General features: G+C 60.7%; 19 protein-coding genes. 14 read left to right on the top strand and 5 right to left on the bottom strand.

Annotated features, from left to right (window positions below):
• The first annotated feature begins 58 nt into the window (after positions 1–58).
• The 11 genes from alg8 (at position 59) to ACZ9BE_RS02405 (ending at position 15,235) form a co-directional block, all read left to right on the top strand.
• Complete coding sequence (alg8, locus tag ACZ9BE_RS02455) at positions 59–1,540, top strand: mannuronan synthase (protein WP_162098720.1); 1,482 nt, start codon at positions 59–61, stop codon at positions 1,538–1,540.
• A 35-nt stretch (positions 1,541–1,575) separates the two neighbouring features.
• Positions 1,576–2,745 (top strand): alginate biosynthesis protein Alg44, encoded by a 1,170-nt coding sequence (locus tag ACZ9BE_RS02450; protein ID WP_024011680.1) that lies wholly within the window; start codon positions 1,576–1,578, stop codon positions 2,743–2,745.
• Between the two features lie 9 nt (positions 2,746–2,754).
• Positions 2,755–4,263 (top strand): alginate biosynthesis TPR repeat lipoprotein AlgK, encoded by a 1,509-nt coding sequence (algK, locus tag ACZ9BE_RS02445; RefSeq protein ID WP_207808461.1) that lies wholly within the window; start codon positions 2,755–2,757, stop codon positions 4,261–4,263.
• The gene (locus ACZ9BE_RS02440; protein ID WP_041479487.1) at positions 4,260–5,741 is read left to right on the top strand and encodes an alginate export family protein; all 1,482 of its coding nucleotides are present in this window, start codon (positions 4,260–4,262) and stop codon (positions 5,739–5,741) included. Before algK ends, ACZ9BE_RS02440 begins: the two co-directional genes overlap by 4 nt.
• A 26-nt stretch (positions 5,742–5,767) precedes the next feature.
• Positions 5,768–7,339, top strand: a complete 1,572-nt coding sequence (gene algG / locus ACZ9BE_RS02435) for a mannuronan 5-epimerase AlgG (protein WP_310214291.1) — start codon at positions 5,768–5,770, stop codon at positions 7,337–7,339.
• A gap of 11 nt (positions 7,340–7,350) precedes the next feature.
• Entirely contained in the window at positions 7,351–8,817 is a 1,467-nt protein-coding gene (locus tag ACZ9BE_RS02430) for an alginate O-acetyltransferase (RefSeq protein WP_056783047.1), read from the top strand.
• 8 nt (positions 8,818–8,825) lie between these two features.
• Entirely contained in the window at positions 8,826–9,938 is a 1,113-nt protein-coding gene (locus tag ACZ9BE_RS02425) for a mannuronate-specific alginate lyase (protein WP_095180419.1), read from the top strand.
• A gap of 271 nt (positions 9,939–10,209) precedes the next feature.
• Positions 10,210–11,775, top strand: coding sequence for an MBOAT family O-acyltransferase (locus tag ACZ9BE_RS02420; RefSeq protein WP_476248872.1), 1,566 nt, complete (start codon positions 10,210–10,212; stop codon positions 11,773–11,775).
• A gap of 10 nt (positions 11,776–11,785) precedes the next feature.
• Positions 11,786–12,958, top strand: a complete 1,173-nt coding sequence (locus ACZ9BE_RS02415) for an alginate O-acetyltransferase (protein ID WP_476248871.1) — start codon at positions 11,786–11,788, stop codon at positions 12,956–12,958.
• A 14-nt stretch (positions 12,959–12,972) separates the two neighbouring features.
• Positions 12,973–13,629: an alginate O-acetyltransferase AlgF gene (locus ACZ9BE_RS02410; RefSeq protein WP_095180418.1), complete on the top strand. Its 657-nt coding sequence runs from the start codon at positions 12,973–12,975 to the stop codon at positions 13,627–13,629.
• Positions 13,630–13,783: 154 nt separating this feature from the next.
• Positions 13,784–15,235, top strand: coding sequence for a mannose-1-phosphate guanylyltransferase/mannose-6-phosphate isomerase (locus ACZ9BE_RS02405; protein ID WP_024011673.1), 1,452 nt, complete (start codon positions 13,784–13,786; stop codon positions 15,233–15,235).
• 79 nt (positions 15,236–15,314) lie between these two features.
• Here the strand turns inward: ACZ9BE_RS02405 and ACZ9BE_RS02400 are convergent, their stop codons facing one another.
• A complete protein-coding gene (locus ACZ9BE_RS02400; RefSeq protein ID WP_476248870.1) occupies positions 15,315–18,059 on the bottom strand; it encodes an RHS repeat domain-containing protein in 2,745 nt (914 codons plus the stop codon).
• 170 nt (positions 18,060–18,229) lie between these two features.
• Between ACZ9BE_RS02400 and ACZ9BE_RS02395 the strand changes: the two genes are divergently transcribed.
• The 3 genes from ACZ9BE_RS02395 to ACZ9BE_RS02385 all read left to right on the top strand — a co-directional run bounded on the left by ACZ9BE_RS02395 (position 18,230) and on the right by ACZ9BE_RS02385 (position 21,011).
• Positions 18,230–18,694, top strand: coding sequence for a hypothetical protein (locus tag ACZ9BE_RS02395; RefSeq protein WP_056783040.1), 465 nt, complete (start codon positions 18,230–18,232; stop codon positions 18,692–18,694).
• Positions 18,695–18,729: 35 nt separating this feature from the next.
• Positions 18,730–19,554 (top strand): SDR family oxidoreductase, encoded by an 825-nt coding sequence (locus ACZ9BE_RS02390; protein WP_056783038.1) that lies wholly within the window; start codon positions 18,730–18,732, stop codon positions 19,552–19,554.
• Positions 19,555–19,715: 161 nt separating this feature from the next.
• Complete coding sequence (locus ACZ9BE_RS02385; RefSeq protein ID WP_252887357.1) at positions 19,716–21,011, top strand: hypothetical protein; 1,296 nt, start codon at positions 19,716–19,718, stop codon at positions 21,009–21,011.
• Positions 21,012–21,056: 45 nt separating this feature from the next.
• Here ACZ9BE_RS02385 and ACZ9BE_RS02380 read toward each other — a convergent pair whose 3' ends face one another.
• From ACZ9BE_RS02380 to ACZ9BE_RS02365, 4 genes are all read right to left on the bottom strand, one after another.
• Positions 21,057–21,923 (bottom strand): efflux RND transporter periplasmic adaptor subunit, encoded by an 867-nt coding sequence (locus ACZ9BE_RS02380; RefSeq protein WP_150636181.1) that lies wholly within the window; start codon positions 21,921–21,923, stop codon positions 21,057–21,059.
• 10 nt (positions 21,924–21,933) lie between these two features.
• Entirely contained in the window at positions 21,934–22,134 is a 201-nt protein-coding gene (locus tag ACZ9BE_RS02375; protein ID WP_016771611.1) for a DUF1656 domain-containing protein, read from the bottom strand.
• On the bottom strand, positions 22,124–24,316 hold the full coding sequence (locus tag ACZ9BE_RS02370) for an FUSC family protein (RefSeq protein WP_236168113.1): 2,193 nt from the start codon (positions 24,314–24,316) through the stop codon (positions 22,124–22,126). The genes ACZ9BE_RS02375 and ACZ9BE_RS02370 overlap by 11 nt, the downstream gene beginning before the upstream one ends.
• Positions 24,317–24,455: 139 nt before the next feature.
• On the bottom strand, positions 24,456–25,955 hold the full coding sequence (locus ACZ9BE_RS02365) for an efflux transporter outer membrane subunit (RefSeq protein WP_476248869.1): 1,500 nt from the start codon (positions 25,953–25,955) through the stop codon (positions 24,456–24,458).
• Positions 25,956–26,083: the final 128 nt, after the last annotated feature.

The following is a 26,083-nucleotide window of genomic DNA, read 5'->3' as shown; positions in this document are numbered from 1 at the left end:
CGCAAGCAAAAGCAACACGCTTGCGGCTTGAAGCCTCCATCACCTTCGGATGACGGTTATGACCAAGCTCAAACATTTTTTTCTGCAATCAGCCGGCTGGCTTTTTTATCTCAGTCTGCTGATGGGCCTGGCCTTGATGCTGCCCACGTCCACATTCGACTCCGAGTCGAAGGACTTCATTTTCCTGATTGGCGCCGTGGGTATCTGGCGCTACTCGATGGGTGCAACGCACTTTGTGCGCGGCATGATTTTTCTCTACATCGTTTACCCGCACCTGCGTCGCAAAGTACGCAAGCTGGGTAAAGCGGCCGATCCGTCGCATGTGTTTCTGATGGTCACCAGCTTTCGTATTGACGCGCTGACAACCGCGCAGGTCTACAGCTCGGTGATCCGTGAAGCCATCGACTGCGAACTGCCGACCACCATTGTCTGCTCGATCGTGGAAATGTCCGACGAGCTGCTGGTCAAGGCGCTGTGGGCACGGATGAATCCGCCGGAGCGGGTCAAGCTCGACTTCGTGCGCATTCCCGGCACCGGCAAGCGCGATGGTCTGGCCTTCGGTTTCCGTGCGATCTCCCGTCACCTGCCGGACGACCGTGCCGTGGTGGCCGTGATCGACGGCGACACCGTGCTCGGCGAAGGCGTCGTGCGCAAGACCGTGCCGTGGTTCCAGCTGTTCGGCAATGTCGGCGGCCTGACCACCAACGAGTTCTGCGAAGTGCGCGGCGGTTACATCATGAGCGAATGGCACAAGCTGCGTTTCGCCCAGCGCCACATCAACATGTGCTCGATGGCCCTGTCCAAGCGCGTACTGACCATGACCGGTCGGATGTCGGTGTTCAAAGCCTCCGTGGTGACCAATCCGGAGTTCATCGCCGACGTTGAAAGCGACTCGCTGCAACACTGGCGCCTGGGCCGCTTCAAGTTCCTGACCGGTGACGACAAGTCGAGCTGGTTCAGCCTGATGCGCCTGGGTTACGACACCTTCTACGTGCCGGATGCCGCGATCAACACCGTTGAACATCCGCCGGAAAAGAGCTTCATCAAGGCCAGCCGCAAGCTGATGTTCCGCTGGTACGGCAACAACCTGCGCCAGAACTCGCGCGCACTGGGTCTGGGTATCCGCCGCCTCGGCGCGTTCACCTCGGTGGTGCTGTTCGACCAGCGCGTATCGATGTGGACTTCGCTGCTCGGCCTGACCGTCGCACTGATCGCCAGCTTCAAGTACGGCACCGCGTTCATCCTCGTGTACCTGCTGTGGATCGGTATCACCCGCCTGATCCTGACGCTGTTGCTGTCGTGTTCCGGCCACCGCATCGGCCCTGCTTACCCGGCGATTCTGTATTACAACCAGATCGTTGGCGCCCTGGTGAAGATCTACGTGTTCTTCCGCCTCGACCAACAATCCTGGACTCGCCAGCCCACATCCCTGACCCGTGATCTCGCCAGCTTTCAACGTTGGTTCAACACCTGGTCGTCTCGGACCATGACCTTCTCCGCCGGCAGCATTTTTGTCGCCGTGCTGCTGATGATGGTCTGACCCGCTCCTATTGAATTAACAAGGAAATCGCCCCTATGAATACCGCCGTCAACGTCAACGTAGTGCATGAATCCGAAGCCCAGCGCCAGCACGCTCGCGTGAAAATCCCGGCCAAGCTGCGTTTCTTCGGCCCTGACCGGACTCCGCTCGAAGCGCGGGTCCTCGATCTGTCGGCTGGCGGTCTGGCGTTCAACGCCGGGCAGATGCCGCTGACCATCGGCGAGGTGTACAAGGCGCGTCTGCAATTTGTCATCGACAACCTCGGCCTGGCCATGGACGTTGAACTGCAGGTGCGTTCCTTTGACCGCGCCACCGGCCGCGCCGGCTGCCAGTTCCAGAACCTCGAGCCGCAGGACATTTCCACCCTGCGCCACCTGATCACTTCGCACCTGGCCGGCGACATCGTCAGCATCGGCGAAGTGCTGGCGACCCTGCAGCGCGACAACTTCACCAAGGCGCGCAAGAACAAGACCAACGACACCGGCATGACCCCGTTCGGCCGCCTGAAAGCCGTGACCTTCAGCGCCGGTATTTTCGCTGTTGGTCTGGTCGCTGCCGGTTTCATCTTCAAGTCGGTGTACGGCATGTACTTCGTCAGCCACGCGCAGGCCGGTCTGGTCAGCGTGCCGGGGATGAACATCACCATGCCGCGTGACGGCACCGTACAGAGCCTGGTCAAGTCCGACGGCGTTGCCGCCAAAGGCGCACCGCTGGCGACCTTCAGCACCAGCATGCTCGACGTGCTCAAGGGCCATCTGGCCGAAGACCAACTGGCCCCGGCCAAGGTTGAAGAACTGTTCGGCAAGCAAATGACCGGCACCCTGACTTCGCCGTGCGACTGCACCGTGGCCCAGCAACTGGTGGCTGACGGTCAGTACGCGAGCAAGGGCGACGTGATCTTCCAGTTGGTGCCGCGCAACACCCAGGCCAACGTTGAAGCACGCTTCTCCTATCGCCAGTTCGGCGACGTGCGCCCGGGCACCCCGGTGAGCTTCCAGATCGCCGGCGAAGACAAGACCCGCACCGGCAAGATCGTCAGCAGCACGAGCCTGAAGAGCGCCGACCTGTCCTCCGACATCCGCGTGCAGATCCAGCCTGACGAGCCGCTCGACAGCAGCCTCGCCGGCCGCCCGGTGGAAGTGAACAGCGACCGTGGCCCGAACCTGAACTGGCTGATCGACAAAGCCATGGCTGCCGGTCTCTAAGTCGAGGACATGCCTGTGACTACGCATAACTTGAACACACCGCCGACCCTGTGGGAGCGAGCCTGCTCGCGAAAGGGCCAGCGCGGTTTGTCTGAAGTACCGAGTCGACTGCTTCGCGAGCAGGCTCGCTCCCACATGGGATTGATGGTGTGCTCGCTGGCACTGGCAGTTTCTATGGCCGGTTGCGCCGGGCTGCCCGATCAGCGTCTGGCCAACGAAGCGCTCAAGCGTGGCGACACTGCCACCGCTGCGCAGAATTACCAGCAACTGGCCGATCTGGGTTACAGCGAGGCGCAAGTCGGCTTGGCCGATATCCAGGTCGACAGCCGCGACCCGGCGCAGATGAAACAGGCCGAAGCGACTTACCGCGCAGCGGCCAGCGTGTCGCCGCGTGCCCAGGCACGTCTCGGTCGTTTGCTGGTGGCCAAGCCGGGCTCCACCGAAGCCGAGCACCACGAAGCCGAAACCCTGCTGAAAAAAGCCGCCGCCAATGGCGAAGGCAACACGTTGATCCCGCTGGCGATGCTGTACCTGCAATACCCGCACAGCTTCCCCAACATCAACGCGCAGCAGCAGATCGATCAGTGGCGCAAGTCGGGCTACCCGGAAGCGGGTCTGGCGCAGGTGCTGCTGTATCGCACCCAGGGCACTTACGACCAGCATCTGGATGACGTGGAAAAGATCTGCAAGGCCGCGCTCAATACCACCGACATCTGCTACGTCGAACTGGCCACCGTCTACCAGAAACGTGGCCAGGCGGACCAACAGGCCGAGCTGATCAAGCAGATGCAGGCCGGTTACAGCCGTGGCACCGTCACCGCGCAGCGTGTCGACTCCGTAGCCCGCGTGCTGGCCGATTCGACCCTGGGCAAGACTGACGAAAAAACCGCGCAGGCGCTGCTCGAGCCGATCGCTCCGGGCTACCCGGCATCGTGGGTCACCCTCGCCCAACTGCTTTACGACTTCCCCGAACTGGGCGACGTCGACCAGATGATGAAGTACCTGGACAACGGTCGCGCTGCCGACCAGCCGCGCGCCGAACTGCTGCTGGGCAAGGTCTACTACGAAGGCAAAATGGTCCCGGCCGACGCGAAAGTCGCCGAGGAACACTTCCAGAAAGCCGTTGGCCGCGAAGTGGCCGCCGATTACTACCTCGGCCAGATCTACCGTCGTGGCTACTTGGGCAAGGTCTATCCGCAGAAGGCTCTGGACCACCTGCTGACCGCTGCGCGCAACGGCCAGAACAGTGCCGACTTCGCCATCGCCCAGTTGTTTTCCCAAGGCAAGGGTACCAAGCCCGACCCGCTGAACGCCTACGTATTCAGCCAACTGGCCAAGGCCCAGAACACCCCGCAAGCCGATGAACTGGCAGCGACCCTCGAGGCGCAACTGCCGCCCGAGCGCCTGCCCGAAGCCCGCCGCCTGTTGCAACAGGAACAGGCCAGCCGTGGCGCCCTGAACTCGAACACGCTGCAACTGCACGCCCTGCAAGAAGAAGACGGCGAGGAAAAACTATGAAGCTGAACCCATTCGTGAAGGCCGGTATTGGCCTCACCTTCGCGCTGATCTGGTCTTGCCCGACACTGGCTGCGATGACTGAAACCAAGAACTTCGGCCTGGAAGTGAAACTCACCGGCCAGTCCGAAGACGACCGTGACCTCGGCACTGCCGGCGGCGGTGACGTCAATGGCGTGGGCCTCGACCTGCGTCCGTGGATCTACGGCGAAAGCGGCGCGTGGAGCGCCTACGCGATGGGTCAGGCGGTGACCTCGACCGACATCATCGAGACCGACACCCTGCAACAATCCGACGGTGAACAAGCCACGGACAATAGTGATCGCAAAACCAAGAAGAACTACCTGGCGATGCGCGAGTTCTGGGTCGGCTACAGCGGCCTCACCCCGTACCCGGGCGAGATGCTCAAGTTCGGTCGCCAGCGTCTGCGCAATGACGACGGCCAATGGCGTGACACCAACATCGAAGCGCTGAACTGGACCTTCGACACCACCCTGCTGCGGGCCAATGCCGGTGTTGCCGAGCGTTTCAGCGAATACCGCACCGACTTGAAAGAGCTGGCGCCGAAAGACAAGGATCGCCTGCACGCCTACGCCGACGCTGCTTACCAGTGGACACCGGGCCAGTGGGTCGGCATTCGCGGCCACCACACTCACGATGACGGCAAACTCGATTACGCCGAGCCGGGCGTCCCGCGCGACTCGCTGGACAAGACCGAGAACGGCGACATCAGCTGGATCGGCCTGACCGCTGACAGCGACGCCTACAACTGGCGCAACACCAACACCGTCAACTACTGGGGCAGCATCACCGGCATGAGCGGCGACCGCGACACGGTCAATGCGCTGAACGCCGACGGCACACGCCCGACACAAGCCAAGCGCAGCGATGACATCAGCGGCTGGGCAGCCGATGTCGGCGTGCGTCTGCGCCTCGATCCGCAGTGGCAAGTCGGCGGTGCATACGCCCGCGCCAGTGCCGATTACGAACAGAACGGTCTGGAGAGCAACCGCTCCAACTACACCGGTACCCGCTCGCGCGTGCACCGTTTCGGCGAAGCCTTCCGTGGCGAAATGAACAACATGCAGACCGCCACCCTGTTCGGCTCGTGGATGGTCAACGACGAGTACGACGCCAGCCTGATCTACCACAAGTTCTGGCGTGTCGACGGCAACAAGCCGGTCGGCAGCAACGGCATCAATGCGGTGGAAAACAACACCGACGACGTCACCGGCGCGATCCTCTCCAGTACCTCGCTGCCGCTTGAAGATGGCAACAAGGACCTGGGTCAGGAAATGGACCTGGTCGTCACCAAGTACTTCAAGCAAGGCCTGTTGCCGGCGGCGTTGAGCCAGTCGATCGACGAGCCTTCGGCACTGGTGCGTTTCCGTGGCGGTGTGTTCAAACCGGGCGACGCCTATGGCAGCCAGGTTGATTCCTACATGCACCGCGCATTCATTGACGTGATCTGGCGCTTCTGATGCAAACCGCCAAGGGAGTGCCCGACATGATCAGCACCAGAACAGGCTCACTCAGCCTGCTGGCCGGCGCGATGCTGCTGGCCAGCGCCAGCGCCTTCGCCAATGTTGAACCGGCGAAACCTGCGACCGTGGCCAAAGAACTGCAACAGGCCAAGACCTACACCGTCAGCAGCGCGCCGACCGACGCGTTGAAACTGGCCAAGCCGACACTGCCCGATCTGTCCGGCTTCACCGCCGAAGCCGCTGCGGCGAAGATCGTGCGCAGCAAACCGGGCAAGATCAGTGTGCGCCGGATGATGCAGGAAAACGCCCTGAAGGACTTCATCGGCGGCGATAACAAGATGGCCGAATGGGTGGTGCGTCAGCACGGCATCCCGCAGGCGATTTTCATTGATGACGGCTACATGAACCTCAAGGATCTGGCGAAAAAACTGCCCAAGCAGTATTTCAGCGAGACGTCCCCGGGCGTGTATCTGGCCAAATTGCCGATCGTGGTCGGCGAGAAAGGCATCCTCGAAATCGACGGCCAGACCCAGGAACTGCGCCTGTCCCAAGAGGCCGGTTCGTTCCTGGTCAACGACGGCAAGCTGTTCGTGCGTGACACCAAAGTCACCGGCTGGCGCGAAAAGGAAAACGGCCCGGCGACCTTCCGTTCGCCGAAGGAATTCCGTCCGTTCCTGCTCGCCTGGGGCGGCACCGAGACCTACATCGTCAACAGCAAGATGGCCAGTTTCGGTTACGCCAACAGTAAGTCGTACGGGGTGAGTATTTCCCAGTACACGCCGAACATGGCCAAGGTCCTCAAGCGCCCGGAACCGACCGGCTGGATCGTCGGCTCCGAGTTCTCGGACATGTGGTACGGCTTCTACTGCTACGAAACCAGCGACTTTGTGGTCAAGGGCAACACCTACAAAGACAACATCGTCTACGGCATCGACCCGCATGACCGCTCGCACCGTCTGATCATTGCCGAGAACACCGTTCACGGCACGAAGAAGAAGCACGGGATCATCATTTCCCGTGAGGTCAACGACAGCTTCATCTTCAACAACAAGAGTTTCGACAACAAATTGTCGGGCCTGGTGATCGACCGTAACAGCGTCAACAACATCATTGCCTACAACGAGATCTACAAGAACCACACCGACGGCATCACGCTCTACGAGTCCGCCGACAACCTGCTGTGGGGCAACAAGGTCATCAGCAATACCCGTCACGGCATTCGTATTCGTAACAGCGTGAACATCCGCCTCTACGAAAACGTCGCCATGACCAACGGCCTGACCGGTATCTACGGCCACATCAAGGACCTGACCGACACCGACCGTGACATCAAGCTCGACCCGTTCGACGCGCAGGTCTCGCTGATCGTCGTCGGCGGCGAGCTGGCGGCCAATGGCAGCGGCCCGCTGTCGATCGACTCGCCGCTGAGTGTCGAGCTGTATCGCGTGTCGATGCTGGCGCCGACCAAGTCCAGCGGGATCAGCTTCAACGGCATTCTCGGCGAGCGCCAGGATGAAATTCTCGATCTGTTGGTGCGCCAGCAGAAAGCCGTGCTGATCGACCCTGTCGAACGCCAGACCGAATTGCAGGACTGAGGATAATTTTTATGCACCCACACATGATCAAACTGCTCAGCCTCTCGGCCCTGACTCTCGGCATTCTCGCTGCCGGCAACGCCCGCGCCGACGCTGACGGCGCAAGCGTCACGCCACCGAAGTTCACCGCCGAGCCGTGCTGCAACCTGTGCCCGGCTGCCCATGACGCGAAGAACTACACCACGCGTTATCAGCAGAACTTCACCACCCTGGTACAGGCCCAGGGCGACTGGCTGTTCCGTACCCAGGAAGACCTGCGCACCGAGTTCAACACCACGCCGGCCGGCTACAAGCGCCTGCAACAGTTGCACGATGCGTTCAAGAGCAAAGGCGTCGAGTTGGTGATCGTTTACCAGCCGACCCGTGGCCTGGTGAACCGCAACAAGCTCAACCCGCAGGAAAAAGCCGCGTTCGATTACGAGAAAGCGCTGGGCAACTACAAGACCATGCTCGGCCGTTTCGCCAAGATGGGCTACGTGGTGCCGGACCTGTCGCCACTGACCAACGAATCGCTGCCGGACACCCTGCCCGCCCACGATTTCTACTTCCGTGGCGACCAGCACTGGACACCTTACGGCGCCCAGCGCACGGCAAAAATCGTCGCCGAAAAGGTCAAGCAGATCCCGGCCTTCGCCGACATTCCCAAGCGTGAATTCGAGACCAAGCGCTCCGGGCGCATGGGCAAGACCGGCACTCTGCACAACATGGCCGGGCAACTGTGCGGCACCAGCTATGCGATCCAGTACATGGACCAGTTCACCACCGAGCCGAAAGGCGAGGCAGGCGACGGCGATCTGTTCGGCGATTCCGGCAATCCGCAGATCACCCTGGTCGGTACGTCGCACAGCGGCAAGAACTACAACTTCGCCGGTTTCCTCGAAGAAGCCATCGGCGCCGACATCCTCAACGTGGCCTTCCCCGGCGGCGGTTTCGAAGGTTCGATGCTGCAGTACCTGGGCAGCGAAGAATTCCAGAAGACCCCGCCGAAGATTCTCATCTGGGAATTCTCGCCGCTGTATCGCCTCGACCAGGAAACCATCTATCGCCAGATGATGGCGCTGCTCGACAACGGTTGCGAAGGCAAGGACGCGCAGATGTCCGCCAGCGCCACGCTGAAGCCGGGCAGCAAGCAAGAACTGCTGGTCAACAGCAAGAACCTGAACCTGCAGAACGCCAACCATCAGGTTGATATCCGCTTCGCCGACACCTCGGTGAAAACCCTGCAAGCCACCCTCTGGTACATGAACGGTCGCCACGAGGACATCAAGATCGAGAAACCGGAAACCTCCGACACCGACGGTCGTTTCGCCTTTGAGCTGCGCACGGACGAAGACTGGGCCTCGCAAAACCTGCTGGCAGTCGAAGTCCAGGGTCCTGAAGCCGGACCTGGCGCCGCGCCACAAAAAGTCGAAGCGAAAATCTGCAAACGCAACGTATTCCCGGGCGTCGGTCAACAGACCGCGCAGCTCGGGCAATGAGGTCTGCTATGCGAAATCCGAAACTGAAAAATCTGTTGGCACCGACACTCCTGAGCCTGGCGATGTTCGCCGGGGCAACTCAGGCCGCCGCGCCATTGCGTCCACCGCAGGGCTACTTCGCCCCGGTGGATAAATTCAAGACTGGCGACAAGAGCGACGGCTGCGACGCGATGCCGGCGCCATACACCGGTCCGCTGCAATTTCGCAGCAAATACGAAGGTTCGGACAAGGCCCGCGCGACGCTGAATGTGCAGTCGGAAAAAGCCTTTCGCGACACCACCAAAGACATCACCACGCTGGAGCGCGGCACCGCCAAGCGCGTCATGCAGTTCATGCGCGACGGTCGCCCGGAGCAGCTCGAATGCACGCTCAACTGGCTGACCGCATGGGCCAAGGCTGACGCGTTGATGTCCAAAGACTTCAACCACACCGGCAAGTCGATGCGCAAATGGGCACTGGGCAGCATGGCCTCGTCGTACATTCGCCTGAAGTTTTCCGACTCGCATCCGCTGGCCCAGCATCAGCAGGAAGCGCAGGTGATCGAAGCCTGGTTCAGCAAAATGGCCGATCAGGTGGTCAGCGACTGGGACAACCTGCCGCTGGAAAAAACCAACAACCACTCGTACTGGGCCGCCTGGTCGGTGATGGCCACCGCCGTCGCCACCAACCGCCGCGACCTGTTCGACTGGGCGGTGAAGGAATACAAGGTCGGCGTCAACCAGGTCGACGCCGACGGATTCCTGCCCAACGAACTCAAGCGCCAGCAACGCGCCCTCGCCTATCACAACTACGCCCTGCCGCCGCTGGCGATGATCGCCAGTTTCGCCCAGGTCAACGGTGTCGATCTGCGTCAGGAAAACAATGGCGCACTGAAGCGTCTCGGTGACCGCGTGTTGGCCGGCGTGAAGGACCCTGACGAGTTCGAAGAAAAGAACGGCAAAAAGCAGGACATGACCGACCTGAAAGAGGACATGAAATTCGCCTGGCTCGAACCGTTCTGCACGCTCTACACCTGTGCGCCGGATGTGATCGAGAAGAAGCGCGACATGCAACCGTTCAAGACTTTCCGTCTTGGCGGCGACCTGACCAAGGTCTACGACCCGTCGCATGAAAAGGGCTAAAAGCCCCTCACCCTAACCCTCTCCCGGAGGGAGAGGGGACTGACCGAGGTGGCTGTGCGAGTTACGCCGAAATGAAATACCGAGTCGATCTCCATTTTTGAAAACCATGGAGATCAGGCTCCCTCTCCCTCCGGGAGAGGGCGGGGGGTGAGGGGCGCGGTTTGACGGCCAGCCCAGACCTCAAGCAAACACTGTGTCACCCCTCCACTACCACGGGGGGTTTGGGGGGGCTTTGGCCCTTGACTGTTGGTTCAAACATGGAGAGATCGGGATGGTATTTTCATCCAACGTGTTCCTGTTTCTGTTCTTGCCGATCTTTCTCGGCTTGTACTACCTGAGCGGGCAACGCTATCGCAACCTGCTGCTGCTGATCGCCAGCTATGTGTTCTACGCCTGGTGGCGGGTGGACTTCCTCGCGCTGTTCGCAGCGGTCACGCTGTGGAACTACTGGATCGGCCTGAAAGTCGGTGCCGCCGGCGTCAGAACCAAACCGGCGCAGCGCTGGCTGCTGATCGGCGTGGCCGTCGACCTGTGCATCCTCGGCTACTTCAAGTACGCCAACTTCGGTGTCGACAGCATCAACGAGATCATGACTTCGTTCGGTCTTGAGCCGTTCATCCTGACCCACGTGCTGCTGCCGATCGGTATTTCGTTCTACATCTTCGAATCGATCAGCTACATCATCGACGTGTACCGTGGCGACACTCCGGCCACGCGCAACCTGATCGACTTCGCAGCATTCGTGGCGATCTTCCCGCACCTGATTGCCGGCCCGGTTCTGCGTTTCCGCGACCTCGCCGATCAGTTCAACAACCGCACGCACACCCTCGACAAGTTCTCCGAGGGCTGCACGCGGTTCATGCAGGGTTTCATCAAGAAGGTCTTCATCGCCGACACCCTCGCCGTGGTCGCCGACCATTGCTTCGCCTTGCAAAATCCGACCACGGGTGATGCCTGGCTCGGTGCGCTGGCGTACACCGCGCAGCTGTACTTCGACTTCTCCGGTTACAGCGACATGGCCATCGGTCTGGGCTTGATGATGGGTTTCCGCTTCATGGAAAACTTCAAGCAGCCGTATATCAGCCAGTCGATCACCGAGTTCTGGCGCCGCTGGCACATCAGCCTCTCCACCTGGCTGCGTGACTACCTGTACATCACCCTCGGCGGTAACCGTAAAGGCACGCTGATGACCTATCGCAACCTGTTCCTGACCATGCTTCTGGGTGGTCTGTGGCACGGCGCGAATATCACTTACATCATCTGGGGCGCCTGGCACGGCATGTGGCTGGCGATCGAAAAAATGCTCGGCCTCAATACTTCGCCGCGCAGCCTCAACCCGATCCGCTGGGCACTGACTTTCCTGCTGGTGGTGATGGGCTGGGTGATCTTCCGTGCCGAGAATCTGCACGTCGCCGGTCGCATGTACGGTGCAATGTTCAGCTTCGGCGACTGGTCGCTGTCGGAACTCAATCAGGCCAGCCTCACCGGTCTGCAAGTAGCGACTCTGGTGGTGGCTTACGTAACCCTGGCGTTCTTCGGCCTGCGTGATCTGTATACCAATCAGCCGCCAGCCAAGACCAAACCGGAAGTCAACGTCGAGGCCAATGGTCCTGCCACGGCGACGCCGGGAATGATCAAGGCAGCGCCTGGGGAAAATCCGGCGAGCATCCACGAACCTGGCTACACCGTTGGCGTCGAAGCCCAGGTGCAACCGGCTTACTGGACCGCTGACTGGTCGCGCTACGTGATGCGCGGGCTGATCCTGCTGCTGTTCATCGCCTCGATTCTCAAACTCTCGGCGCAAAGCTTCTCGCCGTTCCTTTACTTCCAGTTCTGAGGGATCTGACATGACCCGCTCATTACGCATCTTCTACATCGCCCTGTTCCTGGTGACGCTGTTGGTCCTGGGTCTGTGGTCGGTTCGCAGCTTCTTCGGCTTCAGCACCAACGCTGATGCGACGGTGCTCAACGGCCGCTGGACGAAGGCGGTGGAAACCCACTATGACGATGAATTCCCGATCAAGCGTCTGGGCACCAACCTCTGGGCCGCGCTGGATTTCAAACTGTTCAACGAAGGTCGTCCGGGCGTCGTGCTCGGCCGCGACCAGTGGTTGTACAGCGATGAGGAATTCAACCCGATCGTCAACGAACAGCAGAACCTGCAAGGCAACTACGCGCTGGTCGAAGGCGTGCGTCAGACCCTGAAAGAGAAAGGCGTGAAACTGGTGATGGCGATCGTTCCAGCCAAGGTGCGTCTGTACCCGGAGCATCTGGGTGAAGTGAAGCCTTCGAGCATTCACCAGAATCTGTACCAGGATTTCCACGCCCGTGTCGCGGCCGACAAGATCCTCGCCCCTGACCTGCTCGGCCCGCTGCAACAGGCCAAGCAGAACGGTGAGCAGGTGTTCCTGCGCACCGACACCCACTGGACGCCGGAAGGCGCCGAGATCGCCGCCAATACGCTGGCGAAAACCATTGCCGAGAAATTCCCGCTGAGCGGCGAGCCACAGCGCTTCGTTACCACGCCAGCAGAGAAGGTCACGCACAAGGGCGATCTGCGTCTGTTCCTGCCACTCGATCCGCTGTTCGAAAACATGATGCCGGCGCCTGAGCCACTGCTCAAACGCAACACCGTTGCCGCCGAACAGCCTGCCGGTGACGACGCCCTGTTCGCCAACAGCGAAGTACCGGTCGCGCTGATCGGCACCAGCTACAGCGCCAACCCCAACTGGAACTTCGTCGGTGCGCTCAAACAAGCGCTGCACAGTGACGTCGTCAACTACGCCGAAGACGGCCACGGCCCGATTCTGCCGATGCTCAGCTACCTGAAAAGCGATGACTTCAAGAACAGCCCGCCACAAGTGCTGATCTGGGAGTTTCCTGAACGATATCTGCCTGTGAACAACGAAATCGGCGACGCCGACCCGCAGTGGGTCGCAGAGCTCAAACAAGCCGGCGCCCGCCAACAAAACGTAGCCATCAACACTGAATCCGAGACGCCCGATCGGGCGCAAAACTGAAAGAGAGGTACACCATGACTTTCACTACTACTCCTCGTCGTCTCGCTAAAAGCTTCGCACTGGTTGCTGGCCTCAGCGTACTTTCCGTCCCAGCCTTCGCCGGTGGCGACGCCGCGCTGTACGGCCCGACCGCTCCGAAAGGCTCGACCTTCGTGCGTGTCTACAACGCCAGCAACGCCGAAGTCAGCGCGACTGTCGGCAGCACCAACCTGAGCGATATCGCGCCACTGGCCAGCAGCGACTTCAGCTTCATGCCGGGCGGCGATTACAGCGCCAAGGTCGGCAGCCAGACCCTGCCGGTCAAACTCGCCGGTGACCACTACTACACCCTGGTCAACAACGCTTCCGGCGCGCCACAACTGATCGAAGAGCCGCCGTTCAAGAACAAGCAGAAATCCCTGGTGCGTGTGCAGAACCTCAGCGACAAATCGCTGACCCTGAAAACCGCCGACGGCAAGACCGAAGTGGTGCCGAACGTCGCTGCCAAGGGCCGTGGCGAACGTGAAATCAACCCGGTGAAAGTCAGCCTGGCGCTGTACGAAGGCGACAAGAAAGTCGGCGACGTGAAACCGGTCGCTCTGGAGCGTGGTGAGGCAGCCGTGCTGTACGTCACCGGCAACGGCAGCAACCTGTCGCCAGTCTGGGTGAAACGCCCGGTGTCGACTCGCTAATCCTTTTGTGAACTGACGCAGTACCCCTTGTGGGAGCGAGCCTGCTCGCGAATACGGTCTGACATGCAACATCAATGTCGACTGAGCCATCGCCATCGCGAGCAGGCTCGCTCCCACAGGGCTCTAACCAAATTGATTTTATGGAGTAAACACTATGATTCCGGTGATCTTGTCAGGTGGTAGCGGTTCGCGTCTGTGGCCTCTTTCGCGCAAGCAATTCCCCAAGCAATTCCTCGCCCTGACCGGCGAACACACGCTGTTCCAGCAAACCCTCGAGCGTCTGGTGTTCGAAGGCATGGACACGCCAATCGTGGTCTGCAACAAAGAGCACCGTTTCATCGTCAACGAGCAACTGGCCGCGCGCAATCTGGAATGCCAGCGCATCCTGATGGAACCGTTCGGCCGCAACACTTCGCCGGCCGTAGCATTGACCGCGATGATGCTGGTCAATGAAGGCCGTGACGAACTGATGCTGGTGCTGCCGGCCGACCACGTGCTGGAAGACCAGAAAGCCCTGCAACGTGCGCTGGCCCTGGCCACCGTCGCTGCGGAAAACGGCGAAATGGTGCTGTTCGGCGTGCCGGCAACCAAACCGGAAACCGGCTACGGCTACATCAAATCCACTGCTGATTCGCTGCTGCCCGAAGGCGTCAGCCGCGTCTCGCACTTCGTCGAAAAACCGGATGTGAAGCGCGCCACCGAGTACGTCGAATCCGGCGGTTACTACTGGAACAGCGGCATGTTCCTGTTCCGCGCCAGCCGCTTCCTCGAAGAACTGAAAAAGCACGATCCGGACATCTACGACACCTGCCTGCTGACCCTTGAGCGCAGCCAGCAGGACGCCGACACCATCACTTTCGACGAAGCCACCTTCGCCTGCTGCCCGGACAACTCCATCGACTATTCGGTGATGGAAAAAACCCAGCGCGCCTGCGTGGTGCCGCTGACCGCTGGCTGGAGCGATGTCGGCTGCTGGTCGTCGCTGTGGGAAGTCAACGAGAAAGACGCCAACGGCAACGTCAGCAAAGGCGATGTGGTCATCCAGGACAGCAAGAACTGCATGATCCACGGCAACGGCAAACTGGTCTCGGTGATCGGTCTGGAAAACATCGTCGTGGTCGAAACCAAGGACGCGATGATGATTGCCCACAAGGACAAGGTCCAGGGCGTCAAGCAGATGGTCAACACCCTCAATGCCCAGGGCCGCAGCGAAACCCAGAACCACTGCGAAGTCTATCGTCCGTGGGGCTCGTACGACTCGGTGGACATGGGCGGGCGTTTCCAGGTCAAGCACATCTCGGTCAAGCCGGGCGCGTGCCTGTCGCTGCAGATGCACCACCACCGCGCCGAACACTGGATCGTGGTCAGCGGCACCGCCGAAGTGACCTGCGACGAAAACGTGTTCCTGCTCACCGAAAACCAGTCGACCTACATCCCGATCGCCTCGGTGCATCGCCTGCGCAACCCGGGCAAGATCCCGCTGGAAATCATCGAAGTGCAGTCGGGTTCGTACCTGGGTGAAGACGATATCGAGCGTTTCGAAGATATCTACGGCCGCTCCACCCCGATCGAACGCGGCGTGTCGGTGAAAACCATCGCGCAGTAATCGCCTGCTGAAACAAGAAGCCCTCGTCCAGCCCGTTGCGTTCCCTATCCGCAGCGGGCTGGGCGGGGGCTTTTTTTGTCTAGCCGAAGACTGAATTGCGGCGTCTCGCCAGTGGTGAATCTTCATCGACCGACTCGCCTTCCGTCGCCTGCGCCAACCCCGCGGGACCTTGTGTAAACGCGGCTGCAAACAGTTGCTGCGCCAACGGTGTGGACGTTGATTCCGGTTCTGCGAACAACGGCTGCCGCCGGGTCGATCGATTGAAGGACTGCAAGTCGACCGCCGGACTGTTCGAGGAGATGGCAAGAGGCACGGCAACGGGTGTGCTGAGCAGTTTGTACTGAATCCGCGTCTGAGCCTCGGAAACCTGCATGGCATTGCCCATTGCCACACTCAGTGAGCCCACCAACTGAGCTGCGGGGTTAGCGGCGTGCATCAGCAGATTTCCGCCGATCTGGAAGCCTTTGGCCACGGCACCGCGCCTGGCTGCAAGCACTTGCGGTTCTTCGACAGGGCTGTTGAACGCAACGGACATGGGTCCCATGATCCGGCTGGTGGTCTCCTCCCCCAACACCCGATTCATTGTCGAAGAAACGAATTCACCGGAGTGGTACAGCACGGCCCCCGAAGGTGGCGCGGTGTGCGTCCGGACGGCGGCAATGACATGTGCCTGATGTGTGTTGAGCACGGAGTTGTCCCGGGCTCCCAGCTCTGCCAGCGCTACCGGTATTTCGCGGCGGTAGGCCTGGACGTCGGGATTTGGGTCATTCTCGAAGTAACGGCGCACGGGCTGCATGCCGGCGGCTTGCACGGGATTGACCAGTTTCTTGTCGGCAAGATCGTGATACACCCGGTCGCCAGCACGCTTGTCGGGCTTGTCGGGCTTGCGCCCGTCGCTGTCCCTGTAAGTCATTGGGTTGTTGCGCAGCGCGCGATAGCGATTATGGCCGTCGATCGCTCCACCAGGATCGCTGTTCAGCCAGCGTTGCAGCCACGGGACGTAATAGCGAAACCCGTAATAGTAAAGTCCCGTGGCGTCACGTTCCTTTGCCGAATACCGCGCGGTCTTGTAGCTGACGTCGGGTTCTTCGGCCCACGCCGTTGCACCGAATGGATAAAAATGCTCGCGGCTGATCAGTTGCGCATCCGCGTCCAGCTCAAGACTGATTGAACCCAGATGATCATTGAAACTGTATCGGTAGAGATAATTGACGCCGGTCGGCGATGGGCTCTGCCAATGCAGGACGCGTACGATATTGAGTCCGGTCCGCACGATGATCACCTGCAGGCTCTCACCGGTGCCGGTATCGGTGCGTAATTCCAGCGCTGGCAGATAACGCACCTGTGCAAGAAGACTGCGTGCAGAGGCCCGTGACGAACGCGTCTTGCATACCCGCTGACCGGCGCCGTCATAGAGATAGCTTTCACGATCATCGGCATCTGATCGGCGTGAGACGACCACGACCGAGTCCAGCTGGCAACGCAGATTCCACTGCAACCGGCGCCCCTGATCCAGCAACAACAAATTACCCCGCGAATCGAAAGCTGCAGCGATCTCTGCTTCAGAGGGCGGCTTACCGTCGTGCCACGGCAAACACCGATTGCTAAAGCGTGCGGCCTGCAGTTGATGACCTGGACTCTGTTGGCCGACGTGAGTCAGCCCGCGCAAATTGCCGCCGGCGTCGTAATGATAGCGCTGGCTGTAATTGGCGACAGCGGTCGGCCCGCCACCGCCAACGCCGGCCTCCCAGCCAGTGGCATGGGACAACTGATAAAGACTGTCATAGCGGTAACGACTGACCGGCTCGATGCGCTGGTTGGCGAACCAGCGCACGGGCAATGCCTGGTCTTCGATACTCGTTACATTGCCCATCGGGTCGTAGGCGTAGATCAGATGCTGCAGCACATTGCCCAGATTGTCCTGAGCATGGCGCGTGAGCAGGCGGCCGTCTTCGGGACGGTAGCTCAGCGTAGTCAGCACGCCGTTGCCTGCCAGTTCATGAGTGACTTGTCCGTAAGCGTTGTAGCGAATATCACTGACGACCGAATGGTTCTGAGTCTGAAGTTTGAGCCGTATTTCAACTGCGCGTAACTGGCCGTGGAGAGTCAGTGCGAAGGCCTGCCGATTGCCACCGGCATCGAACTGTTCGAGCACAGGTCCCAGCGGGGCATAGCGCCATTGTGTGGTTGCCCCTTGGGGTTCGAGCAACTTCTGTCGATCGGCGATAGCCTCTGGCCAATCCGCGGCAACCGGCTCAAGCGTGAAGTGACGGATGTTTTCACTGCACTGCCCGGTGATCGCAAACTGCGAGAACAGAACACTGCCACCGGGATCGTCATGACGAATCACTTGACCGAGCTGATTGCGCAGCGGATCGCCCGCGCCGGGGCGGCCATAGGCAAGGCGCTCGGAACAACGGCGAGGTACGCCGGTGCCTTCCTCGAACACCGCGACAGGTCGCAACAAGTCATCGTATGCAATTTCGCGGCATGTGCCACGGCTGTCCCAGTTGCACAGCGTCTGGCCGGCCAAACCCGGCAACTGGACCTGGACTCCCGCATCGGTACTGTCCGAGCGCAGCGCGATATCGTTCAAGGCATGGACAGTGGTGAGGCTGGCGGGCGCTTGTGGATCAATCGCCTGCAACGCCCACAATCGCGCATCCCATTGTTTGACTGCACGGCCGGCGTTGTCGCGCAACGTCCGCTCGATCCGGGGCTCGCTTGCCAGCGCCGCATCGGCGCGCCAGTAGTTGACGTTGAGGATGGCCAAACCGCGCGGATCGTTCACGGCAAGCGTTGGCGTATTGCTGTGGATGCCCATAGTGCGTCAACGTCCCAGTGTGCCCTTGGCTCATGAGAGCAAGCGCGGAACCGCATTCCTACTGTCAGAAATTACAGTCCCGACCAACGGTGCGCACAAACTCGTCCCGAATACCCATTGCGCCAAGCCTTCGGTAGGATGGGGCTCACTCACCCACGGAGCGCTCACGCATGTTCATCGGCATCCTGCTGGTCATTACCTGGTTGATCCTGCTGCTGCGCTACCCGGCCAAGGCCTTGCCGGTTTCGGTAGCCGCTGCGATTGGCCTGGGTTTCGTGGCCATGTGGGTGGTGTGGCTGGACAACCGCGAGATCAAGCAACTGGCGCGCCTGGAACTGCGCATTGCCTACGCTCCCGAGCAATGCCCGGCCGACCGTCCGCTGCAATTGAAAATGAACAATGGCAACAATGTGCCGCTGACCGAGCTGCGCTGGCGCATCGCCGCTTATGCGCCGGGCGATACGGTCAACCTGGCCGACAATCAATACACTGCCCCACGCTATCGTGGCCCCGGCGAGTTGCAGGCCGGTGCAACCTGGGAAGACTGCTTGCCACTGCCGCCGCTGCGCCCCGGCTATCGCCCGCAAACCCTGGAGTTTCGCGCCGAGCATTTGCAAGGTAGTTTCTCCGACTGATCCCCTCCCCCGACTGTTTGCACAAGGAATGCGCCATGCCCGTTGCGTTGATTACCGGTTGTTCCAGCGGCATCGGCCGCGCCCTTGCCGACGCGTTCAAAGCCGCCGGCTACGAAGTCTGGGCCAGTGCGCGCAAGGCTGAAGATGTCAGCGCGCTGAGCGCTGCCGGTTTCACCGCTGTCGAGCTGGACGTCAACGATGGCGCCGCGCTGGAACAACTCGCCGAGCGTCTGAGCCAGCAACACGGCAGTCTTGATGTACTGATCAACAACGCCGGTTACGGCGCGATGGGGCCACTGCTCGACGGCGGCGTACAAGCGATGCAGCGCCAGTTCGAAACCAACGTATTTTCGATTGTCGGCGTCACCCGCGCGTTGTTTCCGCTGCTACGTCCGGCCAAGGGGCTGGTAGTGAATATCGGCAGTGTGTCGGGTGTGCTGGTCACACCGTTTGCCGGCGCCTACTGCGCGTCGAAAGCGGCGGTGCATGCGCTTAGCGACGCGTTGCGCATGGAGCTGGCACCGTTTGGCATCCGTGTGATGGAAGTCCAGCCCGGTGCGATCGAATCGAGTTTTGCGAAGAATGCCGGACATGAAGCCGAGCAGTTGATCAACGAGCAATCGCCGTGGTTTCCCCTGCGTGAAGGCATTCGGGCACGGGCCAAGGCATCGCAGGACAAGCCAACACCGGCCAGTGAGTTTGCGGCTGAGCTGTTGAAAGCGGTGCGGCAGAGCAAGCCGCCACGGCTGGTTCGCATCGGCAACGGCAGCCGGGCGTTGCCGTTGTTGGCGGCGTTGTTGCCGCAAGGGTTACTCGAATCGACGTTGATGAAGCGGTTCGGGTTGCGCGCCAAGCTCTGATCCCCAGTCGTTGCGACCAGCGGTAGCCAGACCTGTCAGAGTTGACAGTAGGCGCCCTCTAAGCGAAGGCCTATCGTGAGTTCAAGCCAGGTGAATAGTGTTAAGACAGCGTTAGCGCCCGGCGAGTAAACCGACCTCCCGACAACCGCGCAGGGACGTATATGGCAATCGCAGAGAAGGCCGCGAACATCAGGGCGACAATCGACGCTACATGGGGACGCGGCCAAGGCAAACTTCAACTTGACGATATATTCCAGGACGACCCGACGAAGTCCCGGCCCCTCACGGGGTCAACGCTGCTGCGCGATAAATCGTTGCTGGTCACCAGTACCTTCGACAAAGGCGTCTTCTTCATTTCCAAGCTGAACCACTTGGGTGCCGTAGACCTGGCGTTTGGGGTCGCAGGGCGTGTCACGGGTTCGTTCCTGGCCAATGAGCAGGCCTCTGGCGGGCCGATTGCAGAAGGTGCCGATGGGCGGCTGTTCATGGCAGGCAGCACAGCCAATGAGCAATCGAACGAGGTTAGCGCTGCGATTCTCTGCCTTGACAGCAAAGGCAATCGAGTGAGCAGCTTTGGCGAGAATGGCCAAGTCATCATCGATCCCCCAAACACACAACGGCTTACGAAAAAAGGCCCGGCATTCGTCTTCGCGCTACCCGATGGCAGCGTTATTGTCGGCGTTGATTACCACACGCCTGACGTGCTCAGGGCGCACCTTTACAAATTCGATGCGCAGGGCGCACCCGTGAAGGCATTCGGCACAGATGGCCGAGTTGAAATTAATCACGGGATGCCGCATGCATCGACTTCACTCAGCGACGGTTGCGTGCTCGACAATGGACTCTTGTTATTTGCAGGCTACGAAAAATACGAGCCCGACGTGAACACGGACGGTCTCCTCGTGATGTTGAATTCAGACAGTGGCGCGCTCCATGAGAGTTTCGGCCTCCCGGAAAGACCCGGGGTTGTGGTAGTCCGGTACAACTTCATGGGTGCCGAACTCAATACTGTGAGACAGCGAGCCCCTGATAGATTTACGGCATCTGGCTACACCAACATGGGCAGCGGTGTCAGTGAGCGATACGGCATGTTGTTCGCCTTCGATGAAAAAGGTAAGCCCGATTTTGACGTTTTCGGCAATCCGAATGTCATGCCACTCCCACCAGCTCTCGGCAGCGACAGGCGAGTCAACTGGGCGGACCATGTTCCTTTCGCTGATAACATCGTAGTTTCTGGTGGAGACGAGAAGGGCAATTATATTGCCTGTGTGAAAACCCGTAGCGGTGGCTACAACTCCGCTTTTTCAGACGCGGGTGGCGTCATCCATCGCGAGGAGACCACCGACTCGCTCTCCAGGCTTCATTATCAGCAGGCCCCAGGCAAATTGATTGTTGCCCTCAACATCAATCCAGAAAACCCTCTGGGTTGTCTGTATCGCTACAACATTTCCCAGTAGCTGGAAGCATCACCGCGTCGCCCTGGTCAGGGGCGACGCGGTCGATCAATTGCCTGCCAGGTCCTGCTTCACCACTACCGTGCAAGTAATCCCCGCCGCCAGTAACACGCCCTCTGGCACCTCATCAATATGAATCCGCACCGGCACGCGCTGCGCCAGCCGCACCCAGTTGAACGTCGGGTTCACGTCGGCAATCAGTTCGCGGCTTTCCGGGTTGTCGCGGTCGTAGATCCCGCGCGAAATGCTTTCGACATGACCCTTGAGCACTTCGCCGCTCATCAATTGCATGTCGGCTTGGTCACCGACTTTGACGTGCGGCAACTTGGTTTCTTCGAAAAAGCCGTAAACCCAAAATGAATTCATGTCGACCACGGCCATCTTCGCCTCGCCGATACGTGCGTAATCGCCGCGATGCACATTGAGGTTGGTCACGTAACCGTCCACCGCCGCACGCACTTCGGTGCGTTTGAGGTTGAGTTCGGCGGCTTCCAGTTGCGCCTGGGCGTGTTGGTAATCGGCCAGTGCGGCGTCGGCGATGTTGCTGGCGTCGTCGCGGTTCTCTTTAGAGATCACCAGATTGTCGAGGTCGGCGCGGCGATGGGCGTTGACCTTGCGCATTTCCCAGGTCGACTTGCGCGAAGCGACCAGTGACTGCGCCTGCTTGACCGCAATGCGGTAGTGCTCGGGGTCGATGCGCATCAGCAGATCGCCCTTTTTCACCAGTTGGTTGTCACGCACCGGCACTTCGACCACTTCGCCGGTGACGTCGGCGGCAACGTTGATGATGTCGGCGCGAACGCGGCCATCGCGGGTCCACGGCGTGTTCATGTAGTGCTCCCACAACGTGCGGCCAATCCACAGCGCCAGGGCCAGCACCAGCAGGGTCGCGAGCAGGCTGAAAAACTTTTTCATCAAGATGTTCTCAACGGTAGACAGTCAGCGCCATGGCGCCGAACAGACAGGTAAACAGGCTCAGGCGCAGCAGCGCCGGGTGCCAGAAAAAGCGGTACAGGTCGAACCCCGAGAGGAAGCGGTCAACTGCCCAGGCCAATCCCGCAGCAATGAAAAACATCAGGGTCATGGTCGGCATGTACACGCCGTGGAAGGCGATTTCACGAGGCATGGGCAAGTCCTTCGGGCCTGGCGGGAGCGAATTCGGCCAGGGGTGATTGCGGGTCGAGCAACGAGGTGCGAATAAAGTGCAGATAGCTTTTCACCCGGCGCAACGCGGAGGTATCGAAGTGCGGCGCGAACGGCTCATCGGTGGCGGCGACGCGGCTGATGGCGTGATCGACCGCGACCAGTGCGCGTTCGAGATTGCTTGCGTTCGGCTGCAGAAACAGGCGCACCAGCGCACGCCCCATCACGCGGATTGCCTGACGCCACGGCTGCGATTCGGCATACGCCGGGTGCACCGGCAGGATCGCCTGCTCCTTGCGCAACTCGATGATCGCGTGGCCGACTTCCAGCACCACGAACATCCAGCGCAGCAGACTCTTCTGCACCTTCGGTTGCCCTGCCGCGAGGCCATAGGCCTGATGCAGCAGATCGCGGGTGCGGCTCTCGAAACTCGAGGCCAGGCCTTTGAGTTTTCCACTGATCGCATAGACCACTTGCCCGCGCAGATCCTGCTCCAGGCGCTGCCACAGCCAGCGACTGTTCGGCGGCAGAATAATCGCCCCCGCCGCAGCACACACGAGCATGCCCATGACCATGGCGATGTAGTCGTTGATGAAGGTGTAGGGGTTGTAGATCGTGAGATTGTCCGGCACTGAACCAGTGCTGAAAAAAATCAGCAGGCCCAGTCCGACCCCGGCGTATTGCGGCCGCGAGGCGAGGAACGAACCGAGCACGATCACCGGCGCGAGCATCACGCAGAGCAAGGGGAAACCGTCGATCCACGGGAAGATGAAAAACATCTCGACGAAGCCGATCAGCGCGCCGAGAAAAGTCCCGCAGGCCATTTGAAAAGCCATGCGTTTCGGGTTCGGTGTGGCGGCGGAAAGACCGACGGTGGCGGCGGCGATCAGGGTCATGGTCGCCCCGCTCGGCCACGCGGTGGCGACCCAGTAACTGCCCAGCACAAGCAGAATGAACGAGGCGCGGATCCCCGAAGCGGCCGCCGCCCACCAGTTGGTTTGCGGGGTGAACGGCTCGTCCCAGCGTTCGCGTTCGTGACGATGCTCGCCCAGCGACGCGTGGGTCTGCGCATAGCTGTGCAGGTCATCGACGAAGCGGTAGAGCAATTCGTAGGCGGTGTGAAAATCCAGTTGTTCGGCTTCGCTCGGAGCAGTGTCCTGAAAGATTCCGCGCAACGCTCGGACACGAGCCGGCAGACCTTCCTTGTAGGTGGCCAACGCGGTCGCCAAACGTGCCGCATCCGGGCTGGTCAGCGCGCGACCGCTGAAGCCGTCGAGCACTTCGGCGAGGTCCTGCAAGCCCGGTTTGATCGCTGCCACGACGTGCTCTTCGCCATTGCCGTGCAGGCGTTCGAGCAATTGATGCAAGGCGTTGAAGCGCGTGGTGATGCCCATGAACTCGCTGTTCAAACGACTCAGACGACCGTTGCGCCGGCGCATGTGCGGGTCTTCGAACACGGTCACGCTGCGCAGCCCTTCCAGGCCGACGGCTTCAGCAATGAAGCGCACGTTGCTGGCTTCGAACGCTTCGGCTTTGCTGCGCCCGCGCAAGCCGTCGGTGACGAAGAGCGCGAACACACCGAAGCGCTGATACAAGGCGTTGCGCATCGCCGCACTGGCGGTCTGCGGCAGGATCGCCGCGCTGATCAGCGTCGAACAGAGAATGCCCAGCGAGATCTCCAGCACCCGCCACACTGCCGCCATAAAGGCGCCGTCGGGATGGGCCAGCGCCGGCAGACCGACCATCGCTGCGGTGTAACCGGCAAGGACAAAACCATACGCGCGAAAGTTGCGGCAACGTGCGGCACCGGCTGAGCAGATGCCGACCCAGATCGCCAGCGAGCCGAGAAACAGCTCCGTGTTCTGCGCGAACAAAGCGATCAGCGTGACCATCATCGCCGACCCGGCCAGCGTGCCGAGCAAGCGATAGAAACTCTTGGCGAACACCTGGCCGCTCTGCGGCTGCATGACGATAAACACCGTGATCATCGCCGTACGCGGTTGCGGTAGTTCCAGACGCATCGCCAGCCATAGCGTGAGAAACGCGGCGAGCAACACCTTGAAGATATACACCCAGGTCACGCCATCGCTGCGTGCCCAGTCGAAAAAACCGCGACGCCATTCCAGGGAATGGAGCCAGCGCAGGGGGGCGGGCAAGGAGGTCATTGAAAATACTCAGGCATGCAATGCGGACTCGAAACCTGTGGGAGCGAGCCTGCTCGCGAAAGCGCAGTCTCAGGCAACATGTTCATTGACTGATACGCCCCCTTCGCGAGCAGGCTCGCTCCCACAATGGATGCTGTGTTCAACGCAGCAGCGCCGGGGTTTTCGGGGCTTGTGTCTGCTCGGCTGTCGGCACGTCATTACCAGCACCGAGGCCGCCCCCCAAGGCAGTCACCAGCTCGGCATGCGCACTCAACCGCGCCGCCTGCACTTGCTGCTGAACCTGCTGCTGCTTGAACAGCAAGGTCTGCGCATTCAGCACATTGAGGTAATCGGTGAGGCCGCGTTGATAAGCGATCATCGCGATATCGTAAGTCTTCTGCGCTGCGGCCACGGATTCGGCAGCGAAGTCCTGCTGCTTGTCCATCGACTCGCGGCGGATCAACTGATCGGATATGTTCTTCAGCGCGTTGATCAGGGTCTGGTTGTAGTGCGCCACGGCGATGTCATAACCGGCCGCCGCTTCGCCCAATTCACCACGCAGTCGGCCGCCGTCGAAGATCGGCAACGAGATCGCCGGGCCGACGTTGTAGTTGAGTTTCTTGCCGGTCAGAAACTCCAGCGCGCCGCCGCCCGTGGCCATGTAGCCGAGGCTGCCGACCAGATCGACGTTGGGGTAGAAACCGCCGTGGGCAACATCAATGCCACGCGCCTGCGCCGCCACTTGCCAACGACTGGCGACCACGTCCGGACGCTGCCCGAGCAGTTCGGCGGGCAATGCCGTGGGCAACTTCAACGGCGCCGCGAGGGACAGCGTCGGCCGTTGCAGTTGCGCCGCAGCGCCCGGGCCTTTACCGGCCAGCGCTGCAATCTGGTTGCGGCTAAGGGCGATTTCCTCGTCCAGCGCATCGAGTTGGCGATGGGTTTCGGGCAGCGGCGTTTCGGCCTGGCTGACTTCGAAATGCGTGCCGATGCCACCGCTCAAACGCTTCTGCGCCAGATCGAGAATCTGCTGTTGCTGCCTGAGCATTGCGGCGACGATGTCGCGCTGGGCGTAATGCAGCGACAACTCGATGTAGGCGCGGACCAGATTGCTCTGCAGTTCCAGCTGCGCCAGTCGCGCCTCGGCCACGCTCACATGGGCCAGATCCACCGCGCGTTCACTGGCATTGCGCTCGCGGCCCCAGAGGTCGAGGGCGTAGCTGAAGCCGAGCGCGGCGTTGTTGTCCCATGTGGTGGTATTGGCCAGTTCGCCGGGGCCGTAGAACTGATCGGTCGGCCAGTTGTGTCGCTTGAGGGTCGACTCGCCATTGATCTGCAACGCCTCGGCCGCTTCGGCAACACCGGCCATGGCCTTGGCCTGACGCACCCGCGCAGCGGCCATGGCCATGCTCGGGCTGCCTTGCACGGCGAGGTCGATCCAGCGATTAAGTTGCGCATCACCAAACGCCTGCCACCATTGGGCGCTGGGCCAGTGGGCGTCTTTGGCGGCCTCGGCAATGGCCGCGTCGGTGGCCAGTGAATCGGCCGCGAGAGCCTCGCCGTGAGGGGCAATGCCTTGGGTAGAGATGCAGCCGCCGAGAGCCAGGGTTAAAGCCAGAACACTGAGCGGCAAAAGCGCTCTGTTGATGCGACGCGGCACAGCTGGGAATTCCTGAGAAAGGGATCAATCGAGGGACTTGTGTAGGAGCTGCCGAAGGCTGCGATCTTTTGATCTTTTTAAAGACAACATCAAAAGATCGCAGCCTTCGGCAGCTCCTGCAGGGATCG

The organism is Pseudomonas sp. TE9122 (genome assembly GCF_056278925.1).
This window is presented reverse-complemented; position numbering and strand designations above follow the sequence as displayed.